This window comes from Arcobacter peruensis (assembly GCF_003711085.1).
Lineage (GTDB): Bacteria > Campylobacterota > Campylobacteria > Campylobacterales > Arcobacteraceae > Poseidonibacter > Poseidonibacter parvus.
This window is the reverse complement of record NZ_CP032363.1, coordinates 481,150-505,132: the sequence shown is the minus strand read 5'-3', so window position 1 is coordinate 505,132 and position 23,983 is coordinate 481,150. Positions and strand designations below refer to the sequence as shown.

Below are 23,983 nucleotides of genomic sequence, written 5' to 3'. Positions count from 1 at the left end.
TCTTCCTTTTATTATTATTGTTGTTGTACATATTTTCTTTTTCCCATATAACTAATTATTTTATAAATAATTAGAACGAGTAGGCAAGCAATAAGCATTGTAATAATTGTATGACTTAAAAAATGGTCACCAATTAGCATCTTATACGTACCCATACTCCATCCAACAGTCAAAGCAAAGCTAAGTGCATATATTTGATTCCTTCGTTTTTTAAATAAAAAGAATAAAGAAAGAAGTGCAAAGCCACCACTCGCATGTCCTGCTGGCCAACATTTTATTTTTTTGTTTTGCATAAACTCTATTGGATAGGAATCAAGCAGTTTTACATCTGGATAATTTCCACCAAAAAATTCTATATTTTTAGGACAAGGCATATTTGTTGTAGCTTTTAATGCACCAACTGTTACAGGAATAATTATGGCGGATAATAAAACTATAATTAATCCCTTCTTATAATTAATTATAATCTTTTTTTTTCTAAAAAATATTAAACTACAAAGAATAAGAAAAGCAAAAAATATTAAAAGTTTTTTTATTCCATCATAAAGTAAAAACTTTAAAATAGGTTCACTACTATCTAAAGCCCAAGAACTTGTATCAAGATTATAAAAATAACCTTGTACGATAATATCTATAGCTGTGAATTCAAATAATGCAATTGTAAAAATCAAACATATAATAGTAATTAGAATATATTTAGTGAGATTTTTTTGCATCATTTAATATGTCCATCTCTTTTTCATAAACATCTGTTTCAACTTCAAAAAATGATAATAAGGTATGAAATAGATTATCCTGTGAAAACTTTTTATCGGAATATGATTTAAGTTTATCAACATCAATATCTTCTTTAATATCACCTTCACCAAACCACATAAATGATGCTACATGTTTTTGTTCATCAGGAGCCATAAAATAAGGCATTCCATGTAAGTAAAGTCCATTCTCTCCTAAGCTCTCTCCATGGTCGCTCATATAAACCATTGCTGTTTCATAATCTTTAGAATATGGTTTTAAGAAGTTTATAGTTTTAGATAAGAAGTAATCAGAATATAAAACTGCATTATCATAAGCATTACTAACTTCTTCTTGTGTACATTGCTCTAATTGATTAGTTTCACAAACTGGCGTGAATTTTTCGTAATCTTTTGGGTACCTCTTATAATATGCAGGGCCATGATTCCCCATTTGATGTAATACAATTAAAATATCTTTATCTTTATTTTTTTTAATATAATTGTCTAACCCAATAAGCATACCCTCATCTCTACATTCATCATCGCAAATTGTATTGTTTTTATTTGTTCGATAATCTTCATAATCAACTCTGTCTGCAACACCTTTTGAACTTGAGTTGTTATCTCTCCATAGAACTTTTACATCTTTTGTATTGATTAATACATCTAATACATTTTGAGTAGTAATCCCTTTTTTATAATCATAAGTATCACGATCATAAATAGAAAACATACACGGTACTGATTGTGCAGTTGAAGTACCACATGAATAGAAGTTTGAGAAATTAACTACATCTTCTTTTTTAAGTAAGGGGTTTGTCTCTTTTTCATAACCATTTAATGAAAATCTATCAGCTCTTGTAGCTTCTCCTACAACCATTATTATTAATTCTTTTTTATCAATTTCATCTTCAGTTTTTTGGATTTTTGCATCAAGTCCTATTGGTTTTACAACCATAGGACCACTGTTCATTGTTTTGCTAATATAATTTCCTGTACTATAAATCCAATAAATCGGGTTTACATGGTATCTAAGAGGTTTATGTTCTCTAAAAAAAGAAGTATAGAATTTACTAAAAGAGAAGATTGGAAGTATAACAAAAATTAAAGCTACAATAATAGTTCCTATCTTTAATAATAATTCTTTTTTTAAAGGTCTGTATTCTAGTTTTATTTTATAAACAAAATAAGAGGGCAATATTCCTAATAATAAGACATAAAAAACTAGTTGAAAACTAAATAAGTCACTAGATTCTGCTAAGTTTGTTTGTAAAGAGTTTCGTATCATTTCATCATCAATAACTACACGATATGTATCCATAAAATATGCAGTAAATGAAGAAACCATTAATGTAATTATTAAAAGAGGTTTAGTTGTATATTTTGAAGAGAGTAGTGTAAATAAAAATACAGTAAATGCTACTAAAACAATAGCAAGAGAACAAATATATAAAATATTTTTACCTACGGGTTCATAAATTGATATGACATTTGTAAAAAAAGATAAATTATAAAAAGTTGCAAAAAATATGGCAACTAATAGTATAAGTTTATATTGTAAAATAAATTTCATTATTTTCCTTTAGTTTCTGATATTAATAAATTAACAATTGAAAATGAAATGAAAATGAAAGAGAAATTTATTAGATTTAAAATTTTCCTCGTAAAGAATGATTAACTCCACCTATATGCTTACTAAATCTAAGAATCTACCCATAGTTACCTTTTTTTGTAAAATCAACATTTACTAAGTAAGAGGACTATTTTTCTCTTTACTTATTGATAAAGTAGACAAATAACCTTTTAGACCGCATGATGATATTTTATTTAAATTGTCTTGAACAAATAAACTTCCAACAAATAATCCTAAACTCAATATTGTAATTTTTAACATTTTTATCTCCTTATTAAATATATTTCCTAATGATATATAGTAAAAATGAAATGAAAATGAATGATTTATAACTAAGTTTTCATTTTCATTTCATATGGGTAAATATAATTAAAGAAAAAGAAGGAAATATTTTGGAACATTTAAATATGAATTTATTTTTATTTATAAATTCATTCGCAAAAACAAGTGAATTTCTAGATAATATAATGATAACATTTGCTGAATATTTGCCATACTTATTTCTTATAATAATGGTTTATACATGGTTTACAAATAAAAAGAATGAAACATTATATGCAGGATATACTGTAATTCTTGGTTTATTAATAAATCAAGTTATTGGTTGGTTTATTTATCATAATAGGCCATTTGTAGATGGGTTTGGAGTAACATTAGTTATACATAAAGTTGAAAATTCTTTTCCATCTGACCATACTACTTTTTTAATATCAATTGCACTAGCATTTTTAATATTTAAATCTTCTAGGAAAATTGGATATCTATTATTTATATTAGCCATAATAGGAGGTATATCAAGAGTTTATTGTGGAGTTCATTATCCATTTGATATAATTGGTTCACTTGTAGTTTCTATAATGGCTATTAGTTTAATTTATACGACAAAAGATGACGTTAACAATATAAATTTATTTTTAATAAATACCTTTAGAAGAATAGAATTTTGGAAAAATTGAAAAAATAAAAAAGGAAATCTTATAATGGATACATCAACATTAAGTAATCAAGTGAATCATTATGTATGAAGTAGCTGGATTTATTGTACATTTTTTTTCAAAAGAAAAAATAGAATTATTATCAACACTACAAGTTTTTAGATTTAAAGAATTATTTCTATTTTTGTTCCTTTATTTAGAACAGATTCAATTTTTAATTGACCATTATGAAGTTCAACACTATTTTTAACGATAGATAATCCTAATCCAAAACCTTCTATAGTTTTATTTCTTGACTTATCAGCCCTATAAAATCTATCTGTAATCAAAGGCAACTTTTCTTTTGAAATACCAATACCCTCATCTTCAATGCAAAAATGCATCTTTTCATTTTGATAAAGTTTAATTATTATATTTTTATTATCTAAAGAGTACTTAATAGCATTATCTATAAGATTTGAGAAAATTGTTTTAAGAAGTAAAGGATTTAATTTTTTAGTAATAGTTTCCATTTTATCGATAGTAAGAGTAATATTTTTATTTTTTATTTGAGTATCATATTTATAAATAGTATCAAGCAATAATGAATCAACACTTGTTTCTTCAAAAGTCTTTTTTATATTCTCTTTTGAATATTTTGTTAATAAGAGTAAGTTTTCAATGATATCTTCAATTTGTTTTATTTCATAATAAACTGTATTCATAGAATCAATATAATATGAGCTTTCTCTCTCCCTTCGTAATGAAACTTCAATTTCCCCTCGAATAACAGTTAAAGGTGTTCTTAACTCATGTGAAACATCGCTATTAAATCTATCTAAATTCTTAACACCATCTTGAAGTCTTTCAATCATAGTATTAAAGGATTCTATTAATTCAGAAATTTCATCATTATGTTTATGAGGAGGAATAGTTTTTGAAAAATTATTTATAGTAATATTCTTTGCACTTCTTGTTATATGGTTTATTGGTATTAATATTTTATCAATAAGTCTACTTCCTAAAAAAAGTAAAGTGAAAAAAAGTAAGGGTTCAATAACCAACATAACTTCTATTATGTCTTCAATCTTATCATCTATATTATCTTCATATAAGATGATTTTTAACTTATTATTTACCTTTAAAGTATAAATAGCATGCATACTTTCATCATTATGTATTAATAAAAAAGATTTTTCATTATCTAAATAAGAACTTATCTCTTCAAATTTAAAATCATCTGTTTTTTTTATTATTTGCTCATTCTCAAATAATGCAGCTTTAGAAGAAAGGAATTCTCTTTTATTAAAATTTTCTTTATTATCATTTAAAAGATTTTCTTTTATAAAAATTGCTTCTTTATATAATTTTGATTCAAAATTAAAATAAGTATTTTTCTCAAAGAGGAAATAGAAAGAAAAACTAAATATTAATAAAACTAAAAAAGTACTACTTCCAAACCAAAATAGTATGCGTGTTTTTAAACCTTTAAACTTCAATTTTATATCCTAAGCCTCTAAAACTTTTTATTAGATTTTTACCTATTTTTTTTCTAAGATGATAAATGGTTACTGGGATCACATTACTATTTATAAATTCTTCATTATTCCATAATTGTTGCTCAATCATACCATTTGAAACCATTGAGTTTTTATTCTTAATTAGAAAAAGTAGCAGTTCATATTCTTTTGCAGTTAATGATATTTCGATGTTCTCTTTTTTTACAATTTTCTTACTCATATCAATATTTATGTCATTTATTAAAACTTCATTTTTGCCATCAGACAAGATTCTTCGATATATTGCTTCAATTCTTGCTATTAATTCTTTATAGGAAAAAGGTTTAGATAAATAATCATCTGCTCCATGATTTAGTCCTAATACTTTATCATCAATCTCACTTTTTGCAGTTAACATTAATACCGGAATAGTAATATTCTTTTTTCTCAAAGATTTTAATATCTCTATCCCTTCTTTGTTAGGTAGCATCCAGTCAAGTATGATTAAATCATAATTATTCATACTTGCTAAATATTCACCTTCTTCTCCATCTTCTGAAGTTTCAATAAAATGACCATCTTCAACTAATCCTCTTTTTAAAAGAGATACGATGTTAGGGTCATCTTCAATTAATAAGATTTTCATAGACTACCTAATTCATTAATCTTTCTTTTCTTTTTCGTTCTCATCATTATCTTCATGCTCATCTTCTTTATCAGATTTATCATTTTTATCATTTTTATCAACTTCTTTATGTAATATTTTACCATTTCCTGCATCAACTATAAAATCTATACTTTGATTATCATTGATAACTTCAGCTTTATAAACTTAATTACCATCTTCATTTTCTAATTCTACGTTTATGATTTTACCAGATTCTTCTTTTCTTAAAATATTAATTACTTCGTTAACATCAATTTTAGCATAAGATTTTTCTTCATTTTCTGATACATCATCATTTACTTGAATTGAACTTTTTATTTCTAAATCTTTTTTCTCATCATCTAACTCTATATCATTAGCTAATGCTACACTTCCTATTAAACTTAGTCCAATAAGACTTTTTACAAAATATGAACTTTTTTTCATTTTAAATCCTCGTATAATTTATTCAATAATTGTTTTATTGATAAGGAAGTATAAGTAGTGAAAATGAATTATAAATGAAAATTACTGTTAAAAAACATTATATTAAGCAGAGGACTTATATGCTTTCTTTTACATTAAAATCTTTTGATAAAAATTAGTTTTATAAACTAGTATTCAGTGATACTAAATTAATGTTCTTGTTATACACTAAAACTACTTTTATATTTCCCGGCATCTAGTGAAAAACATGTTTTCAGTTTTCGTATATATTTTAAATTTGTAAATGATATTTATTTTAATATTTAATCAAATAAAATTTATATTTGGAATTGCAAGAAGTTCCACTCTAGGACATGAAAAGATGGCTCATAATAATAAGTTCCACAATCTGTACCTTTTGCAACTCTCACTCAATAAGTAGCAAAAGATATACTATTATATAATTATAATAACTATTACTTGCTTACACAAAATTTTGGATAATCTTGTTAAGTTATGTACTATTTAAATAAAAATAAGGACCTAATCCTTATCTATTTTATAATTTTCATGAAGTTGTCTTAACTCTAGCTTATTATATTTTAATAGCTTGTCTTCTTGTAGTTTTTCTTTATATTTATCTATATCAAAATCTCTTAACATATCTAATTTCATAAATTCAACTATTCTTTCATTATAGAAATTTGCTAGTTTGATTATAAAGTTAGTATATCCATTTCTAGTATTGTTAATTTCAAGAGAATAGTATTTTAATAGCTCTTTAGATTTTTCTATATAGATAGGAAACTTCTCAATAAAAGTAATTAAAATTTCTTTTGCAGCTATTTTAAATTTATCTTTATTGACTCCTAAAATATCAGCAAGTCCGTAAAAATCTTCAACTCTAAACTTAACCTTTTTATGCAAGTATCTACTATTGATAGATAATCCCAGTGCATCACTATTTCCATAATAAACACCAACTGATATAACATCATAAAGAGGAGCAAGAATATTTTTTTCTCTTCCTATATTTAGCGCACCAATATTTTTTGCATGAAGATCACTATGTTTAATAATACTAGAGTAAAAATAGAATCTCAACGCATCAAACTTTTCATCTTCACTATATATAACCTCATTTAGTTTAGTAAACAATACTTCACTAGTCGTTTTGTATTTTTGAGTACTTTTAATACCAAGATATTGAGCAAAGTCTTTTTGATGATATTTATAGTTTTCATATCTGTCATATCTTTTTGTAATATAATGAAATTCTTTTTCTCCTTCTATTAATGCAGTATATGGTACATTGAAACCCAATTCATTTTTCGCAAAACTCATAAACAGATGTTCATTAATTGCAATATGAGGATAATACCCTTTATCTCTTTTTTTAAACTGCTCAAAATAACTAGATAAATCTTCACTATATGGTTTTAATAGATATAAAGCAACTTCATCTTTTGTAACCTCTGCAATCTCTTTGTTTTTAAAATCAATATCAATATCTACCTTATTCTGATTTCCACTCAGTGCAGAGTGTTCACCTTTTGTTTTAGCTGTTAATATTTTTTTTTCTACATTAAGATTGAATCCATATAAAACATTTGGATAATCATTGCTTCCTAGAATTTTATTTTTAATACTATACCAAGAAGGTCTATTTGAATAATCACTTACATATTTACTTTCTTCATAGCTATTTATAAAGTCATATGCACCATGGGTATTTTTTAAATGTACTAACAGTTCAGATAAATATTCTGTATTATATTCATTTATTAACTTATCTCTTCTAGCATATTCAGGAATAAGATTTTCAAACTCGGGAAACAAGTCAGGGCTTTGCACATTTTCTAAAAGGCTAGTAGGTTTCTCTCCTTTATAGTTTTTATCATATGTAAATTCAAAACCATTTGCACCAAATTGAAGTACTCCAAATTTAATACCCTCTTTAAATACTGTAATCTCTTTTGCAATATATTCATTAATAATCACTCTAGAGTAAAAAGTACCTTTTCCCGAACCAGATTTTTTTGCTAGGCCATGTTTAATTAAGAAGTTAATATTATCTAAAAAAGTTCTTCTAGGAAGTCCAAGTTCTTTTGTAAGTTCACCAGTTGTTCCCTCTTTTACTTTTTCAAGTATTGCAATAATATTTCTTTGATTTCTTGATAAATCATCAATTTTCATAATCTTCCTTTCTATGCGATACTGTGCGAAATACCAAATATTTAAGTTTATATTAAATATTATCATAAAAATGGTGATAAATCAATTTTTCTTTGTGCGGTACTGTGCGAAAAGTGTAATTTTTAAATTTAAATTAATATTTATCTAAACTAACTCCAAAAATCTTGTACATTCTCTTTTTGAAACTTATATCCTAAAACATCACAAAGAATATCTGAAGAATAAGAATTGTTTTTATCTATTATATTACTAAAAGATGGTTCTTTAAAATTGAATTTTTTGCTATTTTGAGTAAATATTTCTTTTTTTGTTGATTGAATTGGTGCTACTACATTAAATATTTTATCTCTAACATTTTTATCAATAATAGTTTCAATAACACCTATAACATCATCACGATGTACATAATTTGTAGTAGAATCGTTAATCATTTTGTCAGCAGTATTTTCTCCCGCAATTCTATCATATCCCATTAGTTCACCAAGTCTTAGAATTACTGTATTTTCATCTTTTATTTTTGCTAATTCTTCAGCATCTGCAATTAGTTTATCATTATCATAAAAAGAAAGAGAACTTAAAAGTATCATTTGTGTATTAATAGCTTCATTTAAAGAAACAGAAAAATATACATCTTCTATAACATCTAAGTATTCATCTGAAGGTTGAACAGCAATAATCAAAGCATCACAATTATAAAAGCCTACTAAAGAGTCCATATTAATATCACGACATAGACAATTTACTTCATGTCCTTGTTCTTCCATTTTTGTTTTAAGAGCATTTCCTACCCATCCACAACCTAAAATAGCTATCTTTTTTTTCTTACTCATCTTTTTCCTTTTTGTTTCTTTTTAAATTATATATTTTTTTATAAATTTCTTTGCTTGTTGCGTAAATATAGTGATTCTCTTTACTTAATGTAAATTTATTAGTAAAAGTAGCTATAGGTAATGAACGTAGAGGTAATACAGATTCTTTAACACATACTTCATAAGATAAATCAATATTTTGATAAACATAAAAAGATTTATCTTCAAACATATAACTTTTAATATATGTGCTTTTACTATATCCAATACCAATCATAATAATTGAAGCACTACCTATATAACTTAAAAAAAATAGAGTGTATCCTGTAGTTTTCCAAAGTGCTTTTTTTGTTTGATTATCATAAATGTCAAGTGCAAAGGTAAAATACACCAGTAGTGCAAAGTAAAAGTGCACCACTTTATTAATAGAAATAAATACAATAAACTCTAAATAAAATATTTGGAGTTGGTATGATTGATAAAGAGGAATTTACCGTGATACATACTTTACATAAAAGAGGATATAGTATAAGAGCTATATCAAAAATAGTTGGATTGAATAGAAGAACAGTTTCAAAACGATTAAAAGAAAATGAATTAAAATCTTATAAAAATATTCAGTATAAATCAAAATTAGATCCATATAAAGAATATATAATTTCCAGAGTACAACAAGCTTTACCAGATAATATTCCATCAAGTGTAATATATGAAGAGATAAAGAAATATGGATATGATGGAAAAGTGAGAATATTACAAACATTTTTAAGTTCATTAAAAATAGATTCAGCTCCAGAAGAAGTAATAAGATTTGAGACAAAGCCATCTTATCAAGCACAAGTTGATTGGACATTTATAAGAACAGGGAAAAATCCTGTATATGGCTTTGTTATGGTATTAGGATTTAGTAGAATGGCATTTGTATATTTTACAGATAATATGAGACAAGAGACTTGGCAAGATTGCCATGTTAAAGCATTTGAATACTTTGGTGGAGTTCCACAAACACTTCTCTATGATAATTTAAAATCAGTAGTAATACAAAGAGATAAATATGGGAAAAATCAACATGGATTTAATAATGATTTTTTAGAGTTTGCAAAAGATAATTTTATTCCAAAATTATGTAAAGTTTATCGTGCACAAACTAAAGGAAAAGTGGAAAGATTTAATCTATATTTAAAACGTAACTTCTATGTACCACTAAAAGCTGCTTTAAAAGGTAGTCAAGTAGAAATGAATTGTGACTTACTAAATAATAAAGTATTTACTTGGTTAGAAATGGCAAACTCAAGAATCCATGATACAACAAAGAAAAAGCCAATTGATCTGTTTAAAGAAGAGAAACATTTGTTACAGCCATTTTACTCAAGTGTAAAAGAAGTAAAAAATAAACAAGAAGATAATCATATAACTAACAGTATAAATTTAGAGAAACTAAATATAGATATAAAATATCATACAACAATTTCAGATTATGAAAAAGTGTTAGGAGTCTCGTATGCTACTGCATGAATCAATTAATGAATATTGTTCAAAGTTTAAACTTCCTGGTATTTTAGAACAGTATCAACACTTAGCAGATACAGCTTCAAAAGAGAAAATGTCTTATAGTGAATATCTACATAAATTATTAGAGTTTGAAAATATAGGAAGAGAACAAAGAAGTAAAGATATGCTTTTAAAAATAGCAGGGTTGCCTAAAATAAAAACAATTGATAGCTTCGATTATAAATCTTCATCAGTTGATAAAACACTAATAAATGAGCTTCTAACTTTTAGATTTATAGATGAATTTAAAAATATTTTACTATTTGGCCCAAGTGGAGTTGGAAAAACACATTTGGCAAGTGCAATAGCATATGCAGCAACACAAAAAAGAATAAAAACTAAATTTATATCTGCAAGCGATTTAATTATACAACTTGAAAGTGCACAATCTCAAAATAAACTTGATAACTACTTTAAAAGAGTTATAGGTACTCCAAGACTTTTAGTTATTGATGAGTTTGGATATGTAAAGTTCAATGAAAATCAAGCTAATTTATTTTTTCAAATAATTAATAAAAAATATGAATTAGGATCAATAATAATTACATCAAATTTATCATTTACAAAATGGAAGGAGGTACTCAATAATGATGAAGCATTAACAACAGCAATATTAGATAGATTAATTCATCACTCACATTTAATAAATGTTACAGGTGAAAGCTATAGATTGAAACAAAAAAGGGAAGCTGGATTGTTAAATATTTCTAATAAATAGGTGTTACAAAGTGGTGCACTTTTGCACTGCATATTGGTGCATTTTTGGATTGCACTTGACAATAAATATTACAAATTATTTTATATGCAAAAAATATTGATAATAAATATAAAAAGATAATACTAATATTAACAATACTTATAAGAATAAATGACGGAATCCATTCTATAATATTTAGTATAAAGCTTAAAAATAAACAAAATGTTACTTGTATAAAACTTTTTAAATAACTCATTAGTTTTTATATCCTGATGTATTAATTGTAGACTTAACTTGGCCTAAAGCAATTCCACCATCATTAGGAGGAATCATGTTTGAAATTATAGCCTTTGGAAATCTATCTAAAACTAAACTTAAAAGCACTCTATTTTGGAAAACTCCGCCACTTAAAACTAGAGGTAAATCATAAGGCTCATATACTTTAACTATTACTTCAACTAAAGTATAAAAAAACTTACTTACAGCAGTTGAAATATCTTTTTCTTTTAACAGTAAAGGAAGAATAGGAAGTATATCTATTTTTCCATTTTCATAGTTAAAAGGATAGTATCCTGTAACTGAACTATCAAATAATTCTTCTAGTAACATTCCACTTTCACCCTCAAAACTCATAACTTGGCAAATACCAAGTAAGGATGCAACTGCATCAAATAATCTTCCTACTGAAGAACTTAATGGTGAATTTAATCCTTTTTCCCATGCTACATAATAAGCTTTAAGTTCTACAGATGAGAATGCTCTTGTAGTAGGATTATCCAAGTCAAAAACATCTTTTCCATAAAGACTAAAAAGTACTGAAAGAGCAACTCGTTTTGGTTCTTTAATAGCTTTTGCTCCACCTAAAAGTTTAAAGTATTCTAGTGAAGCTATTCTTTTGTAGTCATCAAAATCACATACTAAAAACTCACCACCCCAAAGCATACCATCATCACCATAACCAGTACCATCAAAGGCAACTCCAAATACTTTTTCTTTTATCTTTTTTTCTGCCATAACAGATAAGATATGTGCATAGTGATGTTGAACTTCTTTACCTATAATTTTCTTATTATTGCTTATTATTTTATTTGCTATCTTAGTTGATTCATAATTAGGGTGCTTATCGTAAGCAATAATATCTGCTTTAAAATCATATATTCTCTCTAATGTTTCGATATTTTTTTCATAGTATTCAACAGATGAAATACTAGATAAATCTCCAATATGAGGAGATAAAATAACTTGATTATTAAAACCAATAGCTATTGTATTTTTCTGATTAGCTCCAAGAGCTAAAACATTACTATTTAATGCAAAAGGTAATGTAACTCTCATTGGAGTATATCCTCTAGCTCTTCTAATAACAATTGTTTGTTCTTTTACTACCATAACTACAGAATCATCACAACCATTAACAATATCTCTATTATGGTCTAAAATATAATCATATACTCCATGTAATTTTTCTAAAGTTTCTAAGCTTGTACAAATTGGTTCATTACTTATATTAGCAGAAGTGAATACTAAAGGACGATTAATATTATCTATCAAAAGTAAATGAAGAGGAGTATAAGGTAATAAGAGACCAATATAAGAAATATTAGGTGAAATAACACTTGAATGTTTTTGTTTCATTTTAACAATCACAATAGGTCTTTCTTTTGAAAGTAAAAGATTCTCTTCATCCTTAGAAATAACTGCAAGTTCTCTAGCCATTTCCATATTACGAACCATTACAGCAAAAGGTTTTGTTTCTCTTTTTTTTCTATTACGTAATTTTAGTATTGTACTTTCATTTGTTGCATCACAAACTAGATGATAACCCCCTACTCCTTTAAGAGCAAGGATATTACCTTGTTTTAATAATGAAACAGTTTTATTTACTTCATTTGTTTTTATATCTATTTGTTTTGTTAGATTATCTAGTAACTGTAATTTTGGTCCACAATCATTACATCCAATAGGTTGAGCATGATAGCGTCTATCCAAAGGGTTATTATATTCTGTTTCACAAGTCTTACACATCTTAAACTTTTTCATTGACGTCTTGTTTCTATCATAAGGTAAATTATGAATTATAGAGTATCTTACCCCACAGTGAGTACAGTTTATAAAAGGATATTGATAACGACGATTGTTAATATCTAAAAGTTCTTTTTCACATTCTTTACAAACACTTACATCAGAAGGAATATTAACAACAACATCACCTTTACTTTGAGTTTTGATAATTTCAAAACTATCAAAAGCTTTATAAGTAATCTTTTTGTGTTCAATAGTTTCAATAGAAGCTAAAGGTGGATATTCGTACTCAATCGCTGTTAAAAACTGTTTTAAAGTAATGGTATCACTATTAATAATTATTTCAACACCACGACTATTATTACTAACTGTACCAGTTAGTATGTATCTTTGAGCAAGTGAGTAAATAAAAGGACGAAATCCAACACCTTGCACAGTACCAGTGATATTTATTTTATAAGTACAAAGCTCCATATACCGAATTCTCCTTACCTATAGGAAAGTTTTTATTCATAAGAGGTTTTTTAGCCCCAAGTGTTTTTTGAATACTAGCATAAAGTGATTGATTTGCAAAAGTTTCACCACTAAGAACTACTATATTACTTCCTACTTTATCACAAAGTTGTGGAACCAATTCCCCTATATAATCACCAAAAGATTCATAAATACTATAACAAATATAATTATTCTCTACATCTCCTAATTGATAAGACATGATACTTGTTAAAAATGCGTAATTATCAAAACGATTATCTTTGATTTTAGTATCTATTTGTAATCCACCTTTTCCTAAAAAACTAAGAGATTCAGAGGAAATACCTTCAAAACTCTCATTTTCAAGTCCAAGAGTAATAGCTGTAACTTCAAAAACATCCATATCTCCTTCTAAGTTATCTAAACGATCCCATATTTTAGGATATGCTTTTTTATAATTAGTAACTAATCTATCTGAACCATCTCTAAGTGTTCTAATCTTTTCCCACAAGTTATCGGATTCAAAAGGTATTGCTGGTACTGCATTTATAACTTTTTTTCCATTGTAATATAAAAAATTCAAGCTTCCATCAAAATGAACACCAATAGCTTTTTCTCCAACTTTTTCATATTCAGCAAGTACTGATAGCATCGACGCTTCATATTGCTCAAATTTATTCTGATTATTTTCTTCATTTCCAAAATTCTTTTGAGCATCTAGTACATATAGTTCTGATGTATATACAGAATCAAATACACTAAATGAATCTATAATACTTTCTTCTTCTAAAGGAACGCAAGCTAAATCATGTGCTACAGTAACCCTAGCTTTTTCATTTTTAGCTATTGTAGGGTAAATAATACGTTCACCTGAAATAAAAAATTTTGTATCTTGATTAATAAAAAGTTTTGTATCTTTTTGTGTATTTATAGGCATATCAAAATCAACTAAGAAATCAGCTTCTTCATCACTACTACATTCTATATAAGCCATATACTCTAAACCATGTTTCACAGCTTCTGCTGCTAAAAGCATTGTCATACCATCATCTGGATATTTAACCAAAGCAGATGAACCATAAAGTTTCTTTATTTCATCACTTTTTGTTGCAACTCTTAAAAGTGGACGTTCAATACTAAGTAAGGCATTAAACTCTTGTTCAACAAGCATTAGATGCTTATTAAAACCTGCAGAATTTGCCATAAGTAATGTTGATAAGGCAACGTTATTTTCAATATGTTTTGTTGAAGTATTTTGAGGCTTAGATAGACCTATATCAACTTTATTTGTTGTAAATTTTATTTTATCTATAGAACTAGCATTTGGTTTTGGATAAAAAAACTTTCTATATCCATGTATTGTTTTCATTAAAACAGTTTTACCTGTGCTAATTGCACCTGCACTTACTTTAAAAAGATTGTGGTAATCTCCTTTATTAAGAGCCATATGTTCTGTTTCTTGATTAAGCATTCTTAAGCCTATACCACATTCTATACATGAAATCAGGGGATAGTCTTTACGTAAAAAATTAGTTTCTCTTTCTTTTTCACACTCTGAACAAGGTACTAAAAATTTCATTGTTGTATTTGCACGAATATAAGGATACTTAGTCAAAAAAGGATGTTGTGAACCGCAGCTATTACATGAAGTAAAAGGATAATAAAAACGACGAGAGCTTACATCAAACATTTCTTTTTGACAACTAGGACAAGGTGCTATATTTACAGGAAGATTTGACTGTTCTACTGCAACTAAAGATGGTTTTTCTTCACTAAAATAGTGATTAGCATTTCCTAAAAATAAAGAAGCAGGTAATAAATATTCCATATTTAATAAAAAACTTTCTAATTTTTCGTCATCTTGATTAAAAATCATAACTATCTTATCTTTTGTTTGAACTATTTCTACTTCAATTTCTGTTTTATTCGCATATCCACGTATTAGTTTTGATATATAGTTCTTGTTTGAGCTAAATGTTATCTCAAAGATAAAATACATTACTTTTCCTGATTTTAAATTTTTATTTACTAAACAGATAGATTAAAAGATCTACCTGTGTACTAAATAAGTTTTGACATATCTGTAAAATCCGCAATTTTAGGATTTGCATAGGCTTCAATTATATTTTCAAAGCTTACTTCATCAGATTTTTTTCTTGTAAGTTCAATACCAGATTCTTTTAATTCATAAAGCGTTTCATCAACAAGTGAAGGCATATGCTCTAATGCCTCTGGTGTCATAGCATTTTTAACATCTATAATATCATGAGGAACCATGGTTATAAGTTGTACTTCACCCATATCTTCATGAAAAGAACATATTTCTATCATCATTGTTATTTCTACTTCATTTGCAGTTCTTCTTGTAGATGTTGAATTCGCCATTACCTGCTCAGAATTTTCTGAACTTATAGTACCAACAGGACCTATTTTAGATCCTGTTCCAACAACAATAACTTTATCATATTCTTGATAATAAGTCATCAAAGTAAACCCTAATGTACCACCCTCTACAATAGTTAGTTTAGGATGTTCTTCATAGTTTTCTTCGATATACTTTACTAAATATGCACCTAAACCTTCATCATGAAACATAATGTTTCCAATGCCAATAAGTGCTATTCTTTCATGGTTCAAATTTATGATTCCTTTTCAGTTTTCACAAATTTATCACCACCAACAACTATTGAAATATCACCCTCTTTCCAAAAAATTGTTCGCCATACTTGATAATAAATATGAAAAACTATCCATGTAATTAAAAGCCACATTGTCAAGTGATGAGAAATACGTACATCCATAATATTCGCACCAGTAGCAGTTGTTCCAATCATCCATGAACTAACTACTTGTGTCCAGTCTGTTGTAGCATGTAATATCCAAGGCCACCATGTTCCAACACTACTCTCTCCTGAACCTAATGCATGTACATAAAGCTGAAGACCTGTTAAAAGCATCCACCCTAAAAGTAAATGAAAAATTAAAAAATAAACAGAATTAAAGCTATCACTATGTGTTGAATCAAATTTCTTTCGTCGGTTTAGTGTTATTAAGTTTAAAAATACTTCAGCAAACTCTTTAATATTCTTTCCTGTAGGAATAACCTTTTTCCATGGCTTTTCAAAACGTGAAAAGAAGAAAAGATAAGCAATAATAACAGAAGTAACATCAAAAATAATAGCCACTATAAAGTGACCCCATCTATTCCAAGCCATTACATATTTGTCCACTGCATCATCAGCCATAAAAGTTTGATAATACGGTGCAGCAATATAAAGACCTGTAGCAATTGCTACAATCATTGAAATAACATTAACCCAATGAATGATTCTCATTGCAGGGGTCATACGTCTTATACGAGTATATCCTTCTTTATTCTCCACAATTTACTCCTTAAAAGGCACTAGTAGGGTCAACTTTATATACAGCTAACTCCTTACCATTAGTGTCCATAACATGTACTGCACAAGCAATACAAGGGTCAAAACTATGTACTGTTCGAATGATTTCTAATGGTTCTTCAGGGTTTGCTACTTTTGTTCCAATTAATGATGCTTCATAAGCCCCAATTTCACCATTTGGTCCTCTTGGTCCTGCATTCCAAGTAGAAGGTACAACTGCTTGAAAGTTAGATACTAATCCATCTTTAATAACAATCCAGTGACCTAATGCTCCTCTTGGAGCTTCTGCCATTCCTCTACCTTTACAGTCTTTACTTACTTCATCAAAATCAAAACTTGTCCAAGTACTAAGATCACCATTAGCAGCATTTTTTGCAAGCTCTGATGCCCATTCTTTCATACCATCTGCTATCATTTCTGTTTCAATTGCACGTGCAGCTGTTCTTCCAACAGTTGAGAATAATACTGAAATAGGTAAACCTGAACGTTTAAGGAAATCACCAACATATTTAGTAATAACTTTATCGCCTTTTGCATATCCAATAACCATACGAGCAAGTGGTCCAACTTCTACTTTGCGTCCATCGTAAAGTGGAGATTTTATCCAAGAATATTTACCTTCTGTTTTAAGATAAGCATATCCATCATCTTTTTTATCAAGTCCAGTATATTCAGGAATAGTAGTTCCAACATAAGGATGTTCTGGTTCACCTGTACCTTCAAACCATGCGTGAGTTACATCTTCAGTAATTTTATCTTCATCAAGTTCATGTACTTTAGAAATGTCACCATCAAGTATTACACCAGCAGGTAAAAATAATGCAGAATTATAAAATCCTGTATCATCAAGTCTAAAGTCACCATAAGACATGAATGATAACAGTCCTCCACCAGAACCACCAATAGCTTTTCCTAATGTACCTTTATGCTTAGTACCATGAAAAGATTGAGATGAATCCGTTGCTTCTTCTGCATAAGCCGTTCCTGCCATATAGATATCTGGAAGATATGCTCTTTTAACAAAATCAGTAGTTTCTCTTAATAATTCTTGGAAAAGAGCTATACGAGCAGGGTTTTGAATATCTTGAACACATGTAACTCCACCAACAACAATTGATTGAGGATGTGGAGATTTACCACCAAAAAGTGCATGCATTTTAGACATACGTCTTTGTACATCTAACCCTTTAAGATAGTGTGCTACACCAATAAGATTTTGTTCAGGAGTAAGTTTATATCCTTTATTCCCCCAATATCCATTTCCAAAAATACCTAAACGACCCTCTTTTGCAAATTTTACAATTCGGTCTTGAATATCTTTAAAATCAGTAGCTCCTGCAATATATGGAGTAGTTCCTGCAATTTTTGCCCATTTCTCTGCTTCTTTTGCAGTTTTAACTGGATCAGCTTTTGTAGCTGAAATAATATCTACAAAATCAAGAGCATGTAAATGATAAAAATGTACAAAGTGATCATGTACTTGAAGTGAACCTTGAATAAGATTACGTACAATTCGAGCATTTTTAGGAATAGTTACATCAAATGCATCTTCAACAGCTTCAATTGATCTTTGATAATGTGTACCAGTACAAACACCACAAATACGCATAGTCATTAATCCAACATCTCTTGGATCTCTATTTTTTACAATAGTTTCAATTCCTCTAAACATAGTAGAAGAACTCCATGCATCAATAATTGTATTGTCTTTATCAATTACAGCTTCAATTCTAAGATGTCCTTCAATTCTAGTAATAGGGTCAACAATAATATGCTTATTCCCATTTGAATCTGTTTGATGGAAGTTACCATCTTTTCCATGTAATTTACTCATTTAATTCTCCTGCTTTTTCCTTTTTACCCGCAACAGCACTTGCTGCTGCATGTATTGCAATTCCAACACCTGCAGCTGTTAACAATCCAAGACCAAACTCATCTACTGTTTTTTCAACTCCACCTGTTGGAGCTTTGATATTAGCATTTGCCATTGGTCGTTCATATGCGTACTTATCCCAAAAATCTGGTTCTGAACATCCTATACAGCCACGCCCTACACCAATAGGCCAATTTACACCTTCATTGTAACGAATAATAGAACAGTTATTAAAAGTCATAGGACCTTTACATCCTACTTTATAAAGACAGAAGTTGTTTTTAGCCCCTTCATCTCCCCATTCTTCTACATATTCTCCAGCATCAAAATGTGCACGTCGTTCACAGTTATCATGGATTCTGTATCCAAATGCAAACTTAGGACGTAAAAGAGAATCAAGTTCAGGAATTGAACCCGTAAGTACATAATGCAATATGACACCAACCATATTAGATGGATTTGCAGGACAGGCAGGAATATTAATAAGTGGTTTACCTTTAACAACATCCATTACTCCAACTGCATCAGTTGGATTTGGAGCAGCTGCTGGTATACCACCATAAGTTGCACATGAACCAACAGCTACTATTGCTGCGGCACCTTCAGATGCTCTATGTAAATGATCTACAAATGTTTCACCTATAGCACCAATTGTTCCATAGTTTCCATTTAAACCTAAAGGAACAGCTCCTTCAACAAAAAGTAAATACTTTCCTTTGAAATGTTCCATTGCATCATTCATTTGTTTTTCAGCTTGATGTCCAGAAGCTGCTTGAAGTGCTTCATGAAATTCTAATGAAATAATATCTAAAATAATTTCATCAATTTTCGGTCCATCTGAACGTAAAAGTGCTTCAGAATTACCTGCACAATCTTGTAATTCAAGCCAAATAACAGGAACTCTATTCATAAGTACTGCAGCTTCAGCTACTAATGGTGTAAAAGATGCAGGAAGCATCAACATAGCTGTAGTTGCAGATGCCCATTTTAAAAAGTCTCTTCGTTCAAGACCTTGTTCTTCTATACTTTCTGTAAAGTCCATTCTGTTATTTAGAGGTGCAAGTTTTTTTAAATCTTCGATCCTCTGTTGACAAGATTCATATAGTTTTTCATAATATGTATCACCTTTATTAGTATCAACTTTAGCACTTTCTGCTGTAAAAAGTTTTTTTACAGATTCATCATTTGCTATATTCATTATCTCCCCTTTTTATATTTAATTGAATATCCATTCAACTGAATAAGTATTCAGTATAGTATTTTATAATAACTTAAAGGTAGTTTAATGATAATCAGTTTTAATATCTATGTAAAACTAGTGTGTAGTACAAACAGAACATACATCAAATGTACGAAAAATAAAAAGTGCTTCTGCTTTAGTGTGTCCAAACATAGTTTTTTGAACAGGAGTTAATTTATCTTTAGTAGAACTTCCAATATTCCATTGAGTAGGAGTAATAATTTCATATTTATTTATAATTCCATTTTCTATATCAACTTTGTGAATTAAAGGTCCACGAGGTGCTTCAACTATACCTATACCACTAGCAGTTACTTTTTCTATAGAGATAGGTTTATTACATGAATTTTCAGAAATAGAAATAGTACTTAATAGCTCATTAGCATGTTTCATTAAATGTGCTAGTTCATATATACGTGCAATTACACGAGAATAAGCACTATCTTTATATCGTCTATGAATATTTTTGATTAAAGGTATTTGTAGAGACATCATTCGTGATAAAGAACCAACTTCATAGTAATCATCTTTATACATAGCATTTCTTGCATAAGTTTTTTCATTTGGAGAATAAGATTCAACAGTACTAACATGCTTTATATCAACACTAAAAGGCCGTGTTTGTTTCATTTTAATAGGATTAATAAAAAGGTGATCCCCTAACATTATAAATCTATCATAAGCCAATCCTTTTTCTTGCATGCCTAATTCTATTAAATGTTCCTCTATTTTAGAAACATCTGCTTCCCCTACTGAAATCTCTTTAGGTGTTTTATATGTTAAAAACTCATCTAGATTAACTCCTAAACTTTCTTTTTCAAAAAATTGTATAAGATCTTTAAGTATACTTTGTGCTTGCAAAATTTCTATATAAGTTGGATCGCTAGTGACTCCACCAGGAACCATATATGAAGAATGAGGCCATTGTCCTCCAAGAAGCGATATAGCCTTCGTAGCTAATCTAGCTCCATATGCACCTTTTAGGGTATAATTCTCTTCATTAGAGTTTCTTAATTTTGAGAGTTCTGGTATTAGTACCATATACACCCACTTTAAATGGTTTTGTATTATTTCCATTACTAAAGTAAATTCTCGTATTTTTTTTGCTTTTTTACTTAAATGTACTTCATATCCCGCATTTTTATATGCATCTTCTATAGCCCTTACACTAGACATCAAATGAGCATGACCACATATTCCACATACACGAGGAGTAATTACCAAAGCATCAAGAGCATTTTTTCCTTTTAAAATATTTTCGATTCCTCGAAAATGAGGAAAAGCAATAGTAGAAAAATTAACTTTTTCATTTTTCATATCAAAATAAACAGATGCTTCACCTTCTATTTGATCAATCAGTTGTTTCGTAATCAATGAGTTTTCCTTCAAGTCTTTTAATACTAAATGTTTTTGCCATTCCTGTCATAGTCAAATAAGTCCTTTTGGGAACACCAAGAGGCACATCTTGTGGTATAGACATATTTGTTTTTGTGCTATAAAGATTTGATCTTGGAAAATCTGGTTCAGTACAACCAAAACACGGTGTTCCAACACGTGTTTTAGAGCTAACCTCATTCCAAAGAATCTTATTACAAGAAGCGTGTGTCATTGGACCACGACACCCTTGTTCATAAAACATACAACCTTCTTTTTTCCCAAAACCTTTTGTATCAATCTTCCATTCAAAGTATTCATTTCTTGTACATCCATGATGAGCAAGATTACTATACAATTCCAAAGGTCTATAAAGATTATCAAGTGGTACTTCTCTTTTATTTATAATCATATTTAAAGTATAACTAAGCCATTCAGGATGAATCGGACACCCTGAAAGATTAATCACCTTAGCCTTAGAATCAAGAAGTGGTCCGAATTCTTCTTTTTCGTTAAAGATAAGTCCACTATTTCGCTCAGGAGCAGAAGCTTTAAATATTCCACCAAAGCTTGCACAACTTCCTAATGCAATAACATACTTTGCATTAAGAGAGTAATGTTTCAAAATATTTTTAACTAATACATCATTTCTTTTTAAAAGAGGATCATATGCTCCTTCAAAAATTAATACATCACATGAAGTTTCTAATAAAGTAATTTCCTCAAGAGTATGTAATGATGTCAAAGAAGGGTGATATACCATATCTAAATTATCAAGTAAAGATGGTAGTGATGGTAAGTTTAAAAAAGAATGTATATTTGCATTACAAGTAACCCCTTGTATCCAAATAATACGAAGCTTAGTTTCTGGATTTAAGTGCATTGAAAATGTTTTCAGAAATATCTTTTTTATACTCGTCTAAAGACCCAGGTAAAATTTCTTCCCCATGTAAAAAAACCATACCACCTAAATAACCCATAAAAAGTCCAAAAGCACTGAAGAAATCTTGATTATGTAACTCACCACACTCTACTCCTTCATCAAAAAAGATCATCATTTCCGTAACAAAAGATGAAACACAAATCATACCCTTACATTCTTTCCCAAAAATTTCACGGTTTGATAAATAAACTCGTAAAAAATATTCTATCATTTCAGGCTTTTCTTCTGCCATAGTAAAATACATCGAAACAATTTTTGAAATCTTTTCTTCAGTACTTATTTTTTCTTCATTTATCTCTCTAATGCGTTTACCTAGGTATTCTGAAATAAATATAACCAGCTCTTTTGCTAATAAATCCTTAGAAGTAAAATAATTATAAAAACTACCAACACTCATCCCAACATATTTTGCAATATCAGGGATAGTTGTCATATAAAAACCTTTCTGCGAAAATAATTTCAATGCAGATAAGACTATAATACTTTTTCTTTCTTCTTTTGTTACTCTTGCCATATAAACTCGTTTCTTAATTATTTTTTATCATAGTATATAATATAAAAGTTTCTGAATGACTGAATAAAATTGATTTCTTTAAATGTTTTAGTATCTATTTAAAAGATTAGTTTATTAAAATTTCTAAAATTAATTTTACTAGATAATAAATAAAGTTCATTACTTAAAAAAACTATTAGATTTGTATAAATATATCTTAATTTAAAACATAAATATGCTAAAATTAAATATTAAAATAAAGGTGTACTCGTGTCAATATTTGCTTTACAATCACTAGCTGGTGGCTTCTTAGATGAAGATTTACAAAATTTTAATAAATATTTTGATGATTGGTGTATTCAATTTGAAAGTTATGATGAAGCGAAAGATATTGTACAAACTTTAGAAAATGAAGAGGCTATAGATATAGTCGAAATTACACCCTTAACTTATCCAAAATATTTTTTTAATTCTTTGCAAGGTACTATTTATGCTACACGTCAAATTGAAAATAATATCATTTGTGTGGTAGAGCCATCAATGGGTTCTAGTTTTAAACTTGCAGTATGTGACTTAAAAACAAAAAGAGTAAAACTATCAAAAACAAGCTACAAAAATATTCCAAGTATTGAAAGTGCTTTTGCTAGTTTTACTCAGTAGTTACTTTTAGTTCTTATCTCATTGTTTGATAAAGTTCTTCAGCTTTTTTAATATCTTCTCTTGAAGGTTTTCTTCTACAAGAAATATAAGACTCATTGCCATTAGCATCTTTATAGGGATAAACTGTTGCAAAAACCCAATAAAAACCACCTAATTTTGTTGCATTTTTTACATAACCTTGCCAAACTTTTCCAGATTTTACAGTACTCCATAAATCTTCAAATGCAGCTTTTGGCATATCTTTATGTCTTACTATATTGTGTGGCTGATTTTTTAATTCTTCTAATGTATAACCAGCAACTTCACAAAATTCTTCATTTGCAAAAGTAATAATTCCTTTAGAGTCTGTTTCACTAACAAGAAAAGCTTCTTCTTTTAATACAGTTTCATTCATA

At 28.3% G+C, this 23,983-nt stretch carries 23 protein-coding genes; 4 read left to right on the top strand and 19 right to left on the bottom strand.

Annotated elements, in window-relative coordinates:
- Positions 1-14 precede the first annotated feature (14 nt).
- From D3Z07_RS02525 to D3Z07_RS13825, 3 genes are all read right to left on the bottom strand, one after another.
- The gene (locus D3Z07_RS02525; protein ID WP_122893002.1) at positions 15-719 is read right to left on the bottom strand and encodes a phosphatase PAP2 family protein; all 705 of its coding nucleotides are present in this window, start codon (positions 717-719) and stop codon (positions 15-17) included.
- The gene (locus D3Z07_RS02520; RefSeq protein WP_122893000.1) at positions 697-2,310 is read right to left on the bottom strand and encodes a phosphoethanolamine transferase; all 1,614 of its coding nucleotides are present in this window, start codon (positions 2,308-2,310) and stop codon (positions 697-699) included. Before D3Z07_RS02520 ends, D3Z07_RS02525 begins: the two co-directional genes overlap by 23 nt.
- Positions 2,311-2,484: 174 nt before the next feature.
- The gene (locus D3Z07_RS13825) at positions 2,485-2,631 is read right to left on the bottom strand and encodes a hypothetical protein (RefSeq protein ID WP_156981732.1); all 147 of its coding nucleotides are present in this window, start codon (positions 2,629-2,631) and stop codon (positions 2,485-2,487) included.
- Positions 2,632-2,762: 131 nt separating this feature from the next.
- Here D3Z07_RS13825 and D3Z07_RS02515 point away from each other — a divergent pair, with 131 nt between their 5' ends.
- On the top strand, positions 2,763-3,326 hold the full coding sequence (locus D3Z07_RS02515; protein ID WP_122892998.1) for an undecaprenyl-diphosphatase: 564 nt from the start codon (positions 2,763-2,765) through the stop codon (positions 3,324-3,326).
- A gap of 143 nt (positions 3,327-3,469) precedes the next feature.
- On the opposite strand, the gene D3Z07_RS02510 is transcribed toward D3Z07_RS02515, so the two are convergent.
- The 6 genes from D3Z07_RS02510 to D3Z07_RS02485 form a co-directional block, all read right to left on the bottom strand.
- Entirely contained in the window at positions 3,470-4,783 is a 1,314-nt protein-coding gene (locus D3Z07_RS02510) for a sensor histidine kinase (RefSeq protein ID WP_076086660.1), read from the bottom strand.
- Positions 4,773-5,429: a response regulator transcription factor gene (locus D3Z07_RS02505; protein ID WP_076086663.1), complete on the bottom strand. Its 657-nt coding sequence runs from the start codon at positions 5,427-5,429 to the stop codon at positions 4,773-4,775. The genes D3Z07_RS02510 and D3Z07_RS02505 overlap by 11 nt, the downstream gene beginning before the upstream one ends.
- Before the next feature lie 186 nt (positions 5,430-5,615).
- Positions 5,616-5,876: a hypothetical protein gene (locus tag D3Z07_RS02500; protein ID WP_122892997.1), complete on the bottom strand. Its 261-nt coding sequence runs from the start codon at positions 5,874-5,876 to the stop codon at positions 5,616-5,618.
- Positions 5,877-6,398: 522 nt separating this feature from the next.
- The gene (locus D3Z07_RS02495) at positions 6,399-8,051 is read right to left on the bottom strand and encodes a HipA domain-containing protein (RefSeq protein WP_164707186.1); all 1,653 of its coding nucleotides are present in this window, start codon (positions 8,049-8,051) and stop codon (positions 6,399-6,401) included.
- Between the two features lie 149 nt (positions 8,052-8,200).
- Positions 8,201-8,881: a Rossmann-fold NAD(P)-binding domain-containing protein gene (locus D3Z07_RS02490; protein WP_122892994.1), complete on the bottom strand. Its 681-nt coding sequence runs from the start codon at positions 8,879-8,881 to the stop codon at positions 8,201-8,203.
- The gene (locus D3Z07_RS02485) at positions 8,874-9,251 is read right to left on the bottom strand and encodes a hypothetical protein (RefSeq protein ID WP_122892992.1); all 378 of its coding nucleotides are present in this window, start codon (positions 9,249-9,251) and stop codon (positions 8,874-8,876) included. The genes D3Z07_RS02490 and D3Z07_RS02485 overlap by 8 nt, the downstream gene beginning before the upstream one ends.
- Before the next feature lie 80 nt (positions 9,252-9,331).
- Between D3Z07_RS02485 and istA the strand changes: the two genes are divergently transcribed.
- Positions 9,332-10,375: an IS21 family transposase gene (gene istA / locus D3Z07_RS02480; RefSeq protein WP_076085331.1), complete on the top strand. Its 1,044-nt coding sequence runs from the start codon at positions 9,332-9,334 to the stop codon at positions 10,373-10,375.
- On the top strand, positions 10,362-11,129 hold the full coding sequence (gene istB, locus D3Z07_RS02475; RefSeq protein ID WP_076085329.1) for an IS21-like element helper ATPase IstB: 768 nt from the start codon (positions 10,362-10,364) through the stop codon (positions 11,127-11,129). The genes istA and istB overlap by 14 nt, the downstream gene beginning before the upstream one ends.
- A 234-nt stretch (positions 11,130-11,363) precedes the next feature.
- On the opposite strand, the gene hypF is transcribed toward istB, so the two are convergent.
- The 9 genes from hypF to D3Z07_RS02425 all read right to left on the bottom strand — a co-directional run bounded on the left by hypF (position 11,364) and on the right by D3Z07_RS02425 (position 22,949).
- Positions 11,364-13,604, bottom strand: a complete 2,241-nt coding sequence (gene hypF, locus D3Z07_RS02465) for a carbamoyltransferase HypF (protein ID WP_122892990.1) — start codon at positions 13,602-13,604, stop codon at positions 11,364-11,366.
- The gene (locus D3Z07_RS02460; protein WP_122892989.1) at positions 13,585-15,603 is read right to left on the bottom strand and encodes a hypothetical protein; all 2,019 of its coding nucleotides are present in this window, start codon (positions 15,601-15,603) and stop codon (positions 13,585-13,587) included. Before D3Z07_RS02460 ends, hypF begins: the two co-directional genes overlap by 20 nt.
- A gap of 62 nt (positions 15,604-15,665) precedes the next feature.
- Positions 15,666-16,241, bottom strand: a complete 576-nt coding sequence (locus tag D3Z07_RS02455) for a hydrogenase maturation protease (protein ID WP_083657180.1) — start codon at positions 16,239-16,241, stop codon at positions 15,666-15,668.
- A gap of 2 nt (positions 16,242-16,243) precedes the next feature.
- Positions 16,244-16,951, bottom strand: coding sequence for a cytochrome b/b6 domain-containing protein (locus D3Z07_RS02450; RefSeq protein WP_076089281.1), 708 nt, complete (start codon positions 16,949-16,951; stop codon positions 16,244-16,246).
- Between the two features lie 46 nt (positions 16,952-16,997).
- Positions 16,998-18,839: a nickel-dependent hydrogenase large subunit gene (locus tag D3Z07_RS02445; RefSeq protein ID WP_076086684.1), complete on the bottom strand. Its 1,842-nt coding sequence runs from the start codon at positions 18,837-18,839 to the stop codon at positions 16,998-17,000.
- The gene (locus D3Z07_RS02440; protein ID WP_076086687.1) at positions 18,832-20,076 is read right to left on the bottom strand and encodes a hydrogenase small subunit; all 1,245 of its coding nucleotides are present in this window, start codon (positions 20,074-20,076) and stop codon (positions 18,832-18,834) included. The genes D3Z07_RS02445 and D3Z07_RS02440 overlap by 8 nt, the downstream gene beginning before the upstream one ends.
- 117 nt (positions 20,077-20,193) lie before the next feature.
- A complete protein-coding gene (locus tag D3Z07_RS02435) occupies positions 20,194-21,492 on the bottom strand; it encodes a nickel-dependent hydrogenase large subunit (RefSeq protein WP_083657182.1) in 1,299 nt (432 codons plus the stop codon).
- Positions 21,470-22,375: an NADH-quinone oxidoreductase subunit B family protein gene (locus D3Z07_RS02430; protein ID WP_172802474.1), complete on the bottom strand. Its 906-nt coding sequence runs from the start codon at positions 22,373-22,375 to the stop codon at positions 21,470-21,472. The genes D3Z07_RS02435 and D3Z07_RS02430 overlap by 23 nt, the downstream gene beginning before the upstream one ends.
- Complete coding sequence (locus tag D3Z07_RS02425; RefSeq protein WP_076086690.1) at positions 22,353-22,949, bottom strand: TetR/AcrR family transcriptional regulator; 597 nt, start codon at positions 22,947-22,949, stop codon at positions 22,353-22,355. The genes D3Z07_RS02430 and D3Z07_RS02425 overlap by 23 nt, the downstream gene beginning before the upstream one ends.
- A 249-nt stretch (positions 22,950-23,198) precedes the next feature.
- On the opposite strand from D3Z07_RS02425, the gene D3Z07_RS02420 reads away from it, so the two are divergent.
- Positions 23,199-23,588, top strand: coding sequence for a hypothetical protein (locus tag D3Z07_RS02420; protein WP_076086693.1), 390 nt, complete (start codon positions 23,199-23,201; stop codon positions 23,586-23,588).
- Positions 23,589-23,601: 13 nt separating this feature from the next.
- Here D3Z07_RS02420 and D3Z07_RS02415 read toward each other — a convergent pair whose 3' ends face one another.
- Positions 23,602-23,982 (bottom strand): PAS domain-containing protein, encoded by a 381-nt coding sequence (locus tag D3Z07_RS02415; RefSeq protein ID WP_122892988.1) that lies wholly within the window; start codon positions 23,980-23,982, stop codon positions 23,602-23,604.
- Between the last annotated feature and the right edge of the window lies 1 nt (position 23,983).

What these genes read in the sequence shown, in the direction of transcription:
- D3Z07_RS02460 (WP_122892989.1), bottom strand. Translation starts at nt 15,603, where the DNA reads ATGTATTTTATCTTTGAGATAACATTTAGCTCAAACAAGAACTATATA.
- D3Z07_RS02520 (WP_122893000.1), bottom strand. Translation starts at nt 2,310, where the DNA reads ATGAAATTTATTTTACAATATAAACTTATACTATTAGTTGCCATATTT.
- D3Z07_RS02500 (WP_122892997.1), bottom strand. Translation starts at nt 5,876, where the DNA reads ATGAAAAAAAGTTCATATTTTGTAAAAAGTCTTATTGGACTAAGTTTA.
- D3Z07_RS02490 (WP_122892994.1), bottom strand. Translation starts at nt 8,881, where the DNA reads ATGAGTAAGAAAAAAAAGATAGCTATTTTAGGTTGTGGATGGGTAGGA.
- D3Z07_RS02525 (WP_122893002.1), bottom strand. Translation starts at nt 719, where the DNA reads ATGATGCAAAAAAATCTCACTAAATATATTCTAATTACTATTATATGT.
- D3Z07_RS02505 (WP_076086663.1), bottom strand. Translation starts at nt 5,429, where the DNA reads ATGAAAATCTTATTAATTGAAGATGACCCTAACATCGTATCTCTTTTA.
- istA (WP_076085331.1), top strand. Translation starts at nt 9,332, where the DNA reads ATGATTGATAAAGAGGAATTTACCGTGATACATACTTTACATAAAAGA.
- D3Z07_RS02495 (WP_164707186.1), bottom strand. Translation starts at nt 8,051, where the DNA reads ATGAAAATTGATGATTTATCAAGAAATCAAAGAAATATTATTGCAATA.
- D3Z07_RS02430 (WP_172802474.1), bottom strand. Translation starts at nt 22,375, where the DNA reads ATGCACTTAAATCCAGAAACTAAGCTTCGTATTATTTGGATACAAGGG.
- D3Z07_RS02450 (WP_076089281.1), bottom strand. Translation starts at nt 16,951, where the DNA reads ATGACCCCTGCAATGAGAATCATTCATTGGGTTAATGTTATTTCAATG.
- D3Z07_RS02445 (WP_076086684.1), bottom strand. Translation starts at nt 18,839, where the DNA reads ATGAGTAAATTACATGGAAAAGATGGTAACTTCCATCAAACAGATTCA.
- istB (WP_076085329.1), top strand. Translation starts at nt 10,362, where the DNA reads ATGCTACTGCATGAATCAATTAATGAATATTGTTCAAAGTTTAAACTT.
- D3Z07_RS02415 (WP_122892988.1), bottom strand. Translation starts at nt 23,982, where the DNA reads ATGAATGAAACTGTATTAAAAGAAGAAGCTTTTCTTGTTAGTGAAACA.
- hypF (WP_122892990.1), bottom strand. Translation starts at nt 13,604, where the DNA reads ATGGAGCTTTGTACTTATAAAATAAATATCACTGGTACTGTGCAAGGT.
- D3Z07_RS13825 (WP_156981732.1), bottom strand. Translation starts at nt 2,631, where the DNA reads ATGTTAAAAATTACAATATTGAGTTTAGGATTATTTGTTGGAAGTTTA.
- D3Z07_RS02425 (WP_076086690.1), bottom strand. Translation starts at nt 22,949, where the DNA reads ATGGCAAGAGTAACAAAAGAAGAAAGAAAAAGTATTATAGTCTTATCT.
- D3Z07_RS02440 (WP_076086687.1), bottom strand. Translation starts at nt 20,076, where the DNA reads ATGAATATAGCAAATGATGAATCTGTAAAAAAACTTTTTACAGCAGAA.